The following is an 11784-nucleotide window of genomic DNA, read 5'->3' on the forward strand; positions in this document are numbered from 1 at the left end:
TTGATTGTGTGTTGGTTATTCAGCAGCGTTGATATGGGTGACATTCGGGGCACTACGTGCGCCTTTGCCCTCATGATCGTGGCGGCGAATGAATTCTTTCAAACGCGGGCTGATCTGTTCGCGCCAACGGCGGCCGTTAAAGACGCCGTAATGACCAACACCTTTTTGCAAGTGATGCATGCGCATGTTGTCAGGCAAATTGGTGCAAAGTTTATGCGCCGCACGGGTCTGTCCCGCGCCGGTAATGTCATCACGCTCACCTTCAATCGTCAGAAGGGCGGTTTTGGTGATGGCCGATGGGTCAACCTGAACACCCTGCCAGCGAAGGGTGCCTTCGGGCAGGTTATGTTCGTGGAACACAACTTTTAACGTCTGAAGATAGAATTCCGCCGTCATATCCATGACCGCAAGATATTCCTGATAGAAATGACGCTTGGCATCGGCACTTTCGCCGTCACCTTCGACCAGATGATTGAACATGTCATGATGGGCCGAAACGTGGCGGTCCCAGTTCATGCTCATGAAGCCGGCAAGCTGCATGAAGCCCGGATAAACCCGGCGCATCACCCCTGAATGGGGCAACGGCACGTGGGAAATCACATGCTGTTCAAACCAGTCAAGGCTGTGCTGCTTGGCGAATTTGTTCACTTCGGTCGGGTTTTCACGCGTATCAACCGGGCCCCCCATAAGGGTCATGGATGCCGGTTGGCATTCTTCGTTGCCTGCCGCCATCAGGGAGGCCGCCGCCATCACCGGAACCGATGGTTGACAAACAGCCATCATATGGGTGTTCGGACCAAGGGTACGCAAAAAGCGCATGATATAATCGACATAGGTATCAAGATCGAAATGCCCCTGATGAACAGGGACGGTGCGCGCATCGATCCAGTCGGTGATGTAAACGTCGTGATCTGGCAGCAATGCCTCGACCGTGCCGCGCAGCAAGGTTGAAAAGTGACCCGACAGCGGGGCGACAATCAACAGGCGCGGATCATCAGGCTGCGTTTTAAGGTGGTCTGTTTCACGTTTGAAATGCAACAGGTCACAAAACGCTTCGCTGTGAACGATTTCTTCGGTGATCGGAACGGTTTCACCATCAATGATGGTGCTGTCCAGGCCGAATTCGGGTTTGCCGTATCGATGAGTGATATGGGTGAACACGTCACACGCTGCCGCCGCTGCCCGACCCTGATGGGTATAGGACATCGGATTTGCCGGATTGCGCAGCCACTTTTTGCTGGCGTCTGCCGCCATACGAAGCGGACTTATTGTGGCGTGCTGCAATTCATATAGGTGATACAGCATTTACTCTCACTCCCGGGTGACGGGCATATCGTTGCCGAGGTCACCGAACTGGTTACGGCTTTTCATCCTGTTTTCTTGTCGCGCATACCATATCAGCATGACGCGGCTTGGCACTTTGGGCCTGATCCGGGCATCGGGATTAAGCCGATGCCATCTGATGTGCAGCGCATTTTGGCTGCTTACCAGTTGGCAGAAACCCGATAATTGCTTTGAAGCCTACGATAGTTAGGCTTTCATGCAATAGCCATAAAGTATGATGAAATTCCAAATTATCGTTTTTCACGTTGATTCAAACCAAATTTCACCACTATGTCGAGTTAAATTTTGCAATGCAGCGTAAGTTGTTGCGATGCAATAAATGTTTTAGCTGCCAAAATGGCGTTCAACTGCAGTGTGATGGCGAATTGTCCGACAATTGAAGACTCGCCTGATTGGGGCTTTAATGCGCCCCCGCCGGGAATATGAGCCGCTTTCACCGGGCCAAAGAAAAGGCGCTGCTATTGGGGAATAGCAGCGCCAAGTCGTGCGGAGATTGTTATTGCGGTCGGAGGCCCTTGGGGAAGACGGGCATAGGGAAGTCTGATCGGCAGGCGGGACAGGGTTTGGGTGCGGGGTAGCCTGCCGATCAGATGCCCGTGATGGACTAAAGCTGGGTGGCTTAAGGTCCGGGCCTCACAGATTTCAAGTCGATTTCAATAGGGAACTATTCAGACAAGACCGCGAAGGGATTGCGCCATGCCAATTGCGATCACGAACAGGAAAAATCCTGTGCTGCCGACAACAGCAACGGTGCTGCAAAGCTCGTTCAAGCGGGTCGGGTTTTCGATCAGTTTCAACATGGTCTGTCCTCCTTAATCTGTCTGAAGAAACCATACTGTTCTGATTTTGTTCTCGCAAGAACAAAATTGGAACAAAACTTCCTGATGATAGTTATCTTTATGATATTAAATGATTTAATGTTGGATTTGAATGTTCTCATTTTGTGCTGAAAATGAGAACATCTGGCCCGGAACATGAGAATCGGGTTGAATGAAAGCCGCAGAAACAGGCGCTTTTGCGCGAGTCTTTATATAATCGGGGCTGTTCTTGTTCTTTCCCGCGTTCTTGTACCCTCGAATGGATGTTCTTGAGGTCCCACCGATGGGCAAGATTGCCCTGAACATTTCAAATCGTCATCAAAGTTTGCATTTCATCGCTGCTAATTGCGTGCCTAGGTGTAATTCCACGGTGACACGGGGCAATTATTGGATCGATTCATTTTAGTTAAGGATGCTGTAAGGTCGCGTTTGCTAAAATCCGATCAATGTGGCTGAAATCAAATTGTTGCAGGATATGCAGACTGCCCTAAAATGGGGTCCAGCCCGGAGGCTGGGTATGCCGTTTTGCTACAATTTGTTACGGTTCAACCGGATTCCGGTAAAGCGGTCGTTTTCGCGCTTGATCGCAGTGGTCTTACCCCCAGAGATCGTGTAACAGTGCGCTTTAGGATTGGAATGTGGCAGCCTTGCTGATCAGGACACAGCATGGATGTTTGTTACGATCAAACCGGTCAAATAAGTGAACAACGCCATTCGCGATGATCGCTGGCAGATGTTCGATGCGGCAGAAATGCGCATTGTTTGACGGTGAAAGACAGCCTGCATCCGGCCAACATGGCGCGTGCCACAGGGGGCTTGCAGGCAAAAGCACATCGACAGTGCCGGGAAAACCCGGTGTTGTTATCACGGTAAATACCGTGCCCGGTCGTTTGCCAGAGTCCTTAGGGCTCGGGGTCCCACCTTGGCGACGGGAAGGAAACGTTGGAAGGCTTAGGGCAAGATGACACAAACGACGACGCAGCGCCAAAGGCTGAAGCACCGTATCGCCGATATCGTAATTTTCGGTGGGACCGGCGATTTGGCGTTACGCAAGCTTTTCCCGGCACTTTACGAAATGGAACGTACCGGGCGTTTCGATGATGCCACCCGTATCTTTGGCGCATCGCGCAGCGAACATAGCGACAAAGAGTTTCGGGCAAAGCTTGAAGAAGCTGGCAAGAAATTCATTCCCGAAGGCGAATTTGATTCCAAAATCTGGAAGAAATTCGAAAGCCGCGTTGTCTATGTTCAGGTTTCTGCAGGCGATGAAGCCGGGTTTAAGGTTCTTCACGAAAAACTGTCCGATCAGCCTGATCGTGACCGGGTTTATTATTTCTCCACCAGTCCGGCATTGTTTGCCGATATGGCCTTTAATCTGAAAAAGGTCGGTCTGGTCACACCGAATTCCCGTGTCGTGCTTGAAAAGCCGCTGGGCCACGATCTTGATAGTTGCCGCGAAATCAACGGTCAGATCGGCGAGGTGTTTGAAGAAAACCAGATTTTCCGTATCGACCATTATCTTGGCAAGGAAACTGTGCAGAACCTTATGATTCTGCGCTTTGCCAATGCGATGTTTGAACCGCTGTGGAACAGTGCACATATCGATCATGTGCAGATCACGGTCGGTGAAGAAGTCGGTGCCGAAGGGCGTTGGTCCTATTACGATGATGCCGGTGCGATGCGCGACATGGTGCAAAACCATATGTTGCAGCTTTTATGCCTTGTCGCGATGGAACCGCCTTATGTTCTTGATCAGGACGCGGTGCGCGATGAAAAGGTCAAAGTGCTTAAGGCACTTCACCCGATCAATGACAGCAATATCGATAGCTCCACTGTCCGCGGCCAATACCGCAAAGGGGCTGTTGGTGGCAAAGAAGTGCCGGGTTACCTTGAAGAAGAAGGTGCCAATGTCGACAGCACGACAGAAACCTTCGTCGCGATCCGGGCCGAGCTTAATAACTGGCGCTGGTCTGGTGTGCCGTTCTATCTGCGCACCGGGAAACGGTTGCCAAAACGTCATTCGGAAATCGTCATACAATTCCGCGATGTGCCGCATCAGATCTTCCCGCTGGCCAAATCCATGACCAATTATCAGGCCAACCGCCTTGTTCTGCGGTTACAGCCCGATGACGGCATCCATCTTGTGTTGAATAACAAAAATCCGGGGCCGGGACTTGTGCGATTGCGTCCAACCGCGCTTAACCTGTCATTTGCCGAGGCGTTTGGCGGGCGTAGCCCGGATGCTTATGAGCGTCTTTTGCTGGATGCGATCGATGGCAATAACACCCTGTTTGTCCGCCGTGATGAACAGGACATTGCATGGCAGTGGGTTGATGCAATTCAGGATGCCTGGCGCAACAATCACGTCACACCCAAGGGCTATACCTCCGGGACGTGGGGGCCATCTGCTGCCATCGCATTGATTGAACGCGATGGACGGACCTGGAACGAAGAAGCCGGGTTTTAGGCAGGTTCTTTAAGATGTTCAGTCCCTTGCCAAGAGCGGCAGGGGACTTGCGAGACGCCTTGTACGACCCCAAATTCGGGAAGAAGACATGACAAACGAACGCGTTTTTAAAAGCGGCGATGAAATGCTTGCGTCAATGGTGAAAGAAACCATCGAGCGGCTTGAATTTGCAGTCGCAACCCGTGGCCATGCCAGCATTGCGGTTGCCGGTGGACGTTTTCCAAAACCATTGTTTGAAACACTTTCACGCGCCCGGCTTGACTGGTCAAAAGTCACCGTGACCCTTGGCGATGACCGCTGGGTCGGGTTGGATGATGATCAGTCCAATGAAAAGCTGGTGCGAGATTACCTGTTCATCAACGAAGCACAGCATGCCCGCTTTGTATCGTTGAAAACATCTGACAGCAGCCCGGAAGATGCGGTCAATACCGTCAGTGCGCGTTTGCGCACCGAACTGCATTGGCCGCTTGATATCGTATTTCTGGGGATGGGCGATGACGGGCATACCGCATCGCTTTTCCCGTCCTCAACGCCCGAAGCCCTGCGTAAAGGGCTTTATCCCGAACATGGCGAGATTGTCGCTGCTGCCCGCCCGACCGTTTCCCCGGTCCCGCGTATCAGCATGACTTTGCCTGCCATCCTCAATGCCCGGTATATTGGTATCCATATTACCGGACAGTCCAAATGGTCGACCTATGAAACCGCGAAAAACGGCACCGAAATCGAAGAGATGCCGGTTCGCGCAATCTTGCAACAGACTGACGTCCCCGTCGATCTGTGGTGGAGCGCCGAGAACCCGAAAGGCTGAACCCCATGAAACGTGAAATAGATCAGATTACCAAACGCATTATCGAGCGTTCCAAACCAACCCGCGAAGCATATCTTGCCAAGATCGAAGCCGCGGCATCCGACCGCCCGCATCGATCATCCTTGTCATGTGGCAACCTTGCCCATGCATCAGCTGGTTGTAGTGCGGCTGACAAAGAACGCATCAATGAGGGCGAGGGTGCCAATCTTGGCATCGTGACCTCCTATAACGATATGCTGTCCGCCCATCAGCCACTGGGTGTTTATCCCGACCGCATTAAAAAGGCAGTCTATGAAGCCGGCGGCACCGCACAGGTTGCCGGTGGCGTTCCGGCCATGTGTGATGGCGTGACACAGGGCCGTCCGGGCATGGAGCTTTCCTTGTTCTCGCGCGACGTGATTGCAATGTCGACCGCCGTTTCGCTGTCCCATGATGTGTTTGATGCCGCCATGTATCTTGGCGTGTGTGACAAAATCGTTCCGGGTCTTGTCATGGGGGCGTTGTCCTATGGCCATATTCCGGCGGTTTTTGTGCCTGCCGGTCCAATGCCATCTGGCCTTCCGAACGATGAAAAGGCCCGCATCCGTCAGCTTTATGCCCAAGGCAAGGTTGGCCGGAAAGAACTGTTGGAAGCCGAAACCGCGTCTTATCACAGCCCGGGTACCTGCACATTCTATGGTACGGCAAATTCAAACCAGATGCTGATGGAAGTCATGGGCCTGCATTTGCCGGGGGCGGCGTTTGTTAATCCAAACACCGATCTGCGCGATGCCCTGACCGAAGAAGCCGCACGCCGTGCGCTTGCGATTACCAAGCTTGGCAATGACTACCGTCCGATCGGCAAGATTTTGGATGAAAAGGCCTTTGTGAACGGGATTGTTGGTCTTCTGGCAACCGGTGGGTCAACCAACCATACGCTGCATTTGCCTGCGATGGCGCGTGCGGCCGGGATTGAACTGCGCTGGGATGACTTTGACGAATTGTCGCGTCTGGTGCCGCTTCTGTGCCGTGTTTATCCGAACGGTCAGGCCGATGTGAACCATTTCCATGCTGCTGGCGGCATGGGCTTTGTCATCGCCGATCTTTTGAAAAACGGCATTCTGCATCCCGACCTTGAGACCATTCATACCGGTGGAATGGCGGCATACGGTACCGAGCCGTATCTGAATAATGGCAAGCTTGCATGGCGCGATGCACCGGAAAACAGCCATGATGAAGAAATCCTGCGCCCGACCGAAAAGGCCTTTAGTGCCGATGGTGGTTTGCGCATGCTTGCCGGTAACCTTGGCCGTTCCGTGATCAAGGTATCCGCCGTTAAACCGGCAAACCGCGTGATCGAAGCCCCGGCTGCGGTCTTTACATCGCAAGAAGAAATGATGGATGCGTTCAAGGAAGGCAAACTCCATCGTGACGTGATTTGTGTTGTCCGCTTCCAGGGCCCGAAAGCCAACGGGATGCCAGAACTTCACAAACTCACCCCGCCACTGGGCGTTCTTCAGGATCTTGGTTACAAGGTTGCGCTGGTCACCGATGGTCGTATGTCGGGGGCATCGGGCAAGGTGCCTGCGGCAATTCACGTTACGCCAGAAGCCATGATGAATGGTCCGATTGCCAAGGTACAAGATGGCGATATCGTTCGTCTGGATGCCGAAACCGGCGAGTTGATTCTGAATGTGACCGAGGCCGAACTGGCCAAGCGCGATTTTGCGACCTTTGACAACAAGGCCGAACATCAGGACGGCTTTGGCCGCGAGATGTTTGGTGTGTTCCGTGAGCATGTTGGTCTGGCAGAATTGGGTGCCAGTGCGGTGTTTCCGGGGAAGGCTGAAGTCGCGTAATGATGCTGGTTGGTGATATTGGCGGGACCAATGCCCGCTTTGCCTGGCTTGACGATGACGGCAATCCGTTTACCCCGATGACATTGCCGGTGCGTGAATACGCCACCATCGGTGATGCCATGCGGGACTTTATGGCAAAAACCGACAGCACGGAATTGCGTGAATTTGCCGTGGCCGTGGCATGTCCTGCCATGGCCGATACGATCAAGTTCACCAATAATCCGTGGGTGTTTTCCAAAGAAGCCCTTAAGGCCGAGTTCAATCTTGACCGTCTTGTGGTGGTCAATGATTTCACCGGCCTTGCGATGTCTGTGCCCTATCTGGGGCAGGAAGACCTGATCACGTTGTTTGATGGTCCGGGGCGTCCCGGCCTGCCATTGGCAGTCATCGGGGCGGGAACGGGGCTTGGTGTTTCCGGGCTTTTACCCCATGAAGGGCATTGGTTGCCCATTCAGGGCGAAGGCGGGCATGTGTCTTTGCCAGCAGTCGATGACCTTGATTATGAAATCGTCAAATTCCTCAGCAACGAATTGGGCCGGGTGTCGGCCGAACGCATCTTGTCGGGTATGGGGATTGAAAACCTGTATCGGGCGCTGGCTGCGATTGACGGGGTTACGGTTGATCCCAAAACGGCGGCCGAAATCGTTGATGGTGCGCTTAAAAATAATGACCCGCTATGTCTTAAGGTTCTGGATCGGTTCTGCCTGTTTATGGGCGGGGTTGCCGGTGACCTTGTGCTGACCCTCGGGGCGTTTGACGGGGTGTTTATTGGCGGCGGCATTGGCCCGCGCATTGCCGATTATATGAAACAAAGCGGCCTGAAAGATCGTATGATCGCCAAGGGCCGTTTCCAAGATTTGATGAATGATGTGCCGGTGCGCCTGATGACGGCGAAATACCCGGCCCTGATCGGTTGTGCCAAGATTTTAACGGCCTGACCGGGAAACTGGAGGAAGAGTTTATGAGCCTTTCATCGCGTGAGATTCTGTCCAAAGCCCCGGTGGTGCCGGTTCTGGTGATCGAAGACGTTAAGGATGCCGTTCCGTTGGCCAAGGCACTGGTTGCCGGTGGTTTGCCGGTTCTGGAAATCACCTTGCGCAGTGCTGCTGCGGAAGAAAGCATCAAACGCATTATCGCCGAAGTGCCCGATGCGATTACCGGTGCCGGGACCGTGATCAATGCCAAACAGATGGAACGCATGGCTGAAATCGGCTGTGCCTTTGCCGTATCACCGGGACATAGTGCCGGACTTTTAAAAGCAGCTGCCGATACCGGTTGTCCGCTTTTGCCCGGTGCGGGAACACCATCGGAAATCATGAACCTGCTTGATCATGGCTATGATGTTTTGAAATTCTTCCCGGCTGAACAGCAGGGTGGGGTGTCGATGCTCAAAGCCCTTTCGGGGCCATTGCCACAGGTCAGCTTCTGTCCGACAGGGGGGGTTTCATTGAATAATCTCGCGGATTATTTAAAATTATCGAATATTATCACAGTCGGTGGTTCGTGGATTGCACCAAAAGATGCGGTCAAGGCCGGTGATTGGGCCCGAATTACGAAACTTGCCCAAGAGGCAACAGACCGGGTCAACGCCCTGCGCGGCTGATCAAACGGTAATAATCATACAAATAAAAAAGGGACCCGGTTAAGCTCGGGTCCCTTTTTCCGTGGTGGCGCGACCGGGGCGTGTGTTTAACGTTTTTTACCAACCGGGAGATCGTTTGAAATCCGGTCGACATACCAGGTCATGCCGTTAAATTTGCGCTGTAAGCCAAGGTCGGCAAGCTGCGCGTGGCTCAGATCGTCCATAACGTTGCGCTGGGCTTTGCGTTTGCGGGCCGCGATCGAATATTTAACGATGCGGTTGAGCAACGCACCAAACGGCATGCGTTTGGTGAAAGGATCGGTTTTGACATCGAAGTGTGTGTGGTCGGTAATTGGCTGTGCCATGGTGGCCTCCTGATATCTCAGGGTTGAATTGCGTGGTTGATGGGCGGACAATGTCATATGCAAAATAAAACGGGAATTAGGTTGTTTTGCATATCTGGTGTGCAAAAATGACCGGACATTCGAAGGGTCGAACGTCTAAGGTGCAGATATGAACTGGAACGATTTACGTTATTTTCTTGTCCTTGCCGAGGAAGGAAGCCTTTCGGGGGCTGCACGACGCCTGCGTAAGGAGCACACAACTGTTGCCCGCCGGATCGAGGCGCTTGAAGCCGATGTCGGCACCAAGCTGTTTGACCGTTTGCCGCGTGGTTGGCAATTGACCACAGCGGGGCATAATCTTGTGCCGGTGGCTGAACGGGTTGAAGAAGAAGCCTTGGCGTTCGAACGTCAGGCCAAGGGGGATGAAGCCGCCCACGGGGTTGTGCGCATTTCCGTGCCCCCGGTCGCGGGGCGCGTTTTGTTTGCCCCACGTTTGGCGCGGTTGCTTAAAGCCCATAAGGGGCTTGAATTTGAAATCATCGGGGCGGCCAATGTGGTCAATCTGGCAAGGCGTGAAGCCGATGTTGCCGTGCGCATGGTCACCCCGCGTGAGCCGGGGCTTATTACCCGAAAACTGGTCGAACTTGGTGTTGGCTTATATGGCGCGGTCGGCTATCGCGACCGGGTGCCAGAAATCGATTGGGAATTTTGCGGTTACGAAGACACCGCCTATGGCGCAGCGAAAAAAGAATGGGTGCGCAATGTGTTGGGGCGTGAATTACCGTGTCGTTTCCGGGCCGATGAAACCGAAACCGTGCGGCAGTTCATCGCAGCCGGTCACGGGGTTGGCGTCTTGCCACGATATCTTGGGGATAAGGATGACGAACTTGAACTGATCCATGCCGATGTCGATGGCCAAAGCCGCGAAACCGGCTGGTTGGTGGTTCATCCCGACATGCGCAGATCACCCGGTGTGCGATTGGTGATGGATGCCTTGATCACAGCAGCAGACAACATCGCCGAAGAATTTCAGGTTTAATCCCCAGACCATGGTGAACAAGAAAGGCTCCTGCAAAACAGGAGCCTTTTTGATGCCTGAGGGAGGCATATCAAAGCATGTCGATTGCCAGAGTGTGAACTTCAGGCTGCTTTGATGGTTGTATGATCTGGACCTAAAAACGGTCGCGATAAACAAAGCCATCACGGCTGCGTTCCAGACCAATATCGCGCAGTTGATCATCGTTTAAACGGGTCAAAGCGACACGGCTTTGATAGCGTTTATAAGACGCGATAACCGCATCAAGGATCACCGGAATGATAGCGCTAACACCCTTGGTTTTGCTGGGGCGCGAGGCGGGGGTGGTCAGGCATTGCGCGATCATGTCCGGCGATGTTTTGGTCGAAAGGCATCCAACAGCGCGATTGCATTCGAACGGGTTTGAAATAGCCATTTTGATGCTCCTGTATCGTGTTGGCTGATGTCATGACACGCAGAATGACATGCGCAGAAATACAGTTGAATTCAGATAAAATGCGCTATAGTTGTGCAAAATTGCGCAAGGTACATTTTGTGCAGTTTCACGGCGGGTTTGAGGATTACGGTTATGAATTGGAACGATCTTCGGTTTTTCGTTGCGGTGGCACAGGAAGGCACCCTGTCGGGGGCGGCACGCCGTCTGGGCAAGGATCACACGACGGTTGCCCGACGGGTGGAGGCACTTGAAACCCATTTGGGTGCGCATTTGTTTGACCGGCTTGCTACGGGGTGGAAATTGACCGATGCGGGTGAAAACCTTGTGCCGGTGGCCGGGCGGATCGAAGAAGATGTTTTGGCGTTTGAACGCCAAGCCCGTGGGGATGAAACCGCCCATGGTGTGGTGCGGATTGCGGTCCCGCCAGCAGCAGGACGGTTGTTGTTCGCCCCGCGTCTGGCCGAGTTGTTACGCGATCAGAAGAACCTTGAATATGAAATTCTGGGATCAAGCGTGATTGCCAATCTGTCACGCCGCGAAGCGGATCTGGCGGTGCGGATGGCGACCCCGGATCAAAGTGGTTTGATCGCACGTAAACTGACCAATCTGCGATTTGCGGTTTATGCGGCAAAGGGATATGCCGAAAGGGTCGCAAAAAAGGATTGGGAATTTTGTGCTGATGGCCGCAATACATTTGGTGATTACCAGCAAGGCTGGCTATGGGAAACGCTGAACCGTAAATTGCGGGTACGGGTCAAGGCCGATGATAGCCAGACCGTTCTGGCCTTTGTTGCCACAGGTCACGGGCTTGGTTTATTGCCCCGCTATATGGCAGATGTTGATGACCGACTTGAGTTGATTGTCGATGATGAACTTGGCGAAGTCAGCAAGCCGGTCTGGATGGTGGTCCATCCCGATATGCGCCGATCACCCGGCGTGCGGATGGTCATGGATGCCTTGGTCAAAGCGACCGAAAACATTCCGGCGGAATATAAATCGTGACGCGCAATAATTGTTATGATGTCTGTCTGATCAAGTATCGGTTTTGCATCGTATGAGAAAGTGGTTCGGGATTTTAATCCCGTATATGTGTATTTTCGTGCCTGAACCC

General features: G+C 53.2%; 11 protein-coding genes. 7 read left to right on the forward strand and 4 right to left on the reverse strand.

All coding sequences use genetic code 11. From position 1 onward, the window contains the following. Window positions 1-15: 15 nt before the first annotated feature. Together RIC05_RS03280 and RIC05_RS03285 are read right to left on the reverse strand one after the other, a co-directional pair. Entirely contained in the window at window positions 16-1305 is a 1290-nt protein-coding gene (locus RIC05_RS03280; RefSeq protein ID WP_350044082.1) for a polyhydroxyalkanoate depolymerase, read from the reverse strand. 707 nt (window positions 1306-2012) lie between these two features. Then, window positions 2013-2144 carry a hypothetical protein gene (locus RIC05_RS03285; RefSeq protein ID WP_350046172.1) on the reverse strand — a complete coding sequence of 44 codons (132 nt, stop codon included), beginning with the start codon at window positions 2142-2144 and terminating at the stop codon, window positions 2013-2015. Between the two features lie 979 nt (window positions 2145-3123). On the opposite strand from RIC05_RS03285, the gene zwf reads away from it, so the two are divergent. The 5 genes from zwf (at window position 3124) to RIC05_RS03310 (ending at window position 8878) form a co-directional block, all read left to right on the forward strand. Further along, window positions 3124-4629: a glucose-6-phosphate dehydrogenase gene (gene zwf, locus RIC05_RS03290; protein ID WP_350046171.1), complete on the forward strand. Its 1506-nt coding sequence runs from the start codon at window positions 3124-3126 to the stop codon at window positions 4627-4629. Window positions 4630-4717: 88 nt separating this feature from the next. Beyond that, on the forward strand, window positions 4718-5437 hold the full coding sequence (pgl, locus tag RIC05_RS03295) for a 6-phosphogluconolactonase (protein ID WP_350044085.1): 720 nt from the start codon (window positions 4718-4720) through the stop codon (window positions 5435-5437). A 5-nt stretch (window positions 5438-5442) separates the two neighbouring features. Beyond that, complete coding sequence (edd, locus tag RIC05_RS03300; RefSeq protein ID WP_350046170.1) at window positions 5443-7275, forward strand: phosphogluconate dehydratase; 1833 nt, start codon at window positions 5443-5445, stop codon at window positions 7273-7275. Continuing rightward, window positions 7275-8213 carry a glucokinase gene (glk, locus tag RIC05_RS03305; RefSeq protein ID WP_350046169.1) on the forward strand — a complete coding sequence of 313 codons (939 nt, stop codon included), beginning with the start codon at window positions 7275-7277 and terminating at the stop codon, window positions 8211-8213. The genes edd and glk overlap by 1 nt, the downstream gene beginning before the upstream one ends. 23 nt (window positions 8214-8236) lie before the next feature. Next, window positions 8237-8878, forward strand: a complete 642-nt coding sequence (locus RIC05_RS03310) for a bifunctional 4-hydroxy-2-oxoglutarate aldolase/2-dehydro-3-deoxy-phosphogluconate aldolase (RefSeq protein ID WP_350046168.1) — start codon at window positions 8237-8239, stop codon at window positions 8876-8878. An 86-nt stretch (window positions 8879-8964) separates the two neighbouring features. Here RIC05_RS03310 and RIC05_RS03315 read toward each other — a convergent pair whose 3' ends face one another. Then, a complete protein-coding gene (locus RIC05_RS03315; RefSeq protein ID WP_350046167.1) occupies window positions 8965-9222 on the reverse strand; it encodes a hypothetical protein in 258 nt (85 codons plus the stop codon). 148 nt (window positions 9223-9370) lie between these two features. On the opposite strand from RIC05_RS03315, the gene RIC05_RS03320 reads away from it, so the two are divergent. Continuing rightward, on the forward strand, window positions 9371-10240 hold the full coding sequence (locus RIC05_RS03320) for a LysR family transcriptional regulator (protein WP_350044090.1): 870 nt from the start codon (window positions 9371-9373) through the stop codon (window positions 10238-10240). A 133-nt stretch (window positions 10241-10373) separates the two neighbouring features. On the opposite strand, the gene RIC05_RS03325 is transcribed toward RIC05_RS03320, so the two are convergent. Then, window positions 10374-10652, reverse strand: coding sequence for a YjiS-like domain-containing protein (locus tag RIC05_RS03325; RefSeq protein ID WP_350046166.1), 279 nt, complete (start codon window positions 10650-10652; stop codon window positions 10374-10376). Between the two features lie 153 nt (window positions 10653-10805). On the opposite strand from RIC05_RS03325, the gene RIC05_RS03330 reads away from it, so the two are divergent. Next, window positions 10806-11675: a LysR family transcriptional regulator gene (locus RIC05_RS03330; RefSeq protein ID WP_350044092.1), complete on the forward strand. Its 870-nt coding sequence runs from the start codon at window positions 10806-10808 to the stop codon at window positions 11673-11675. Window positions 11676-11784 lie beyond the last annotated feature (109 nt).

Source organism: Thalassospira sp., from assembly GCF_040218635.1.
Lineage (GTDB): Bacteria > Pseudomonadota > Alphaproteobacteria > Rhodospirillales > Thalassospiraceae > Thalassospira.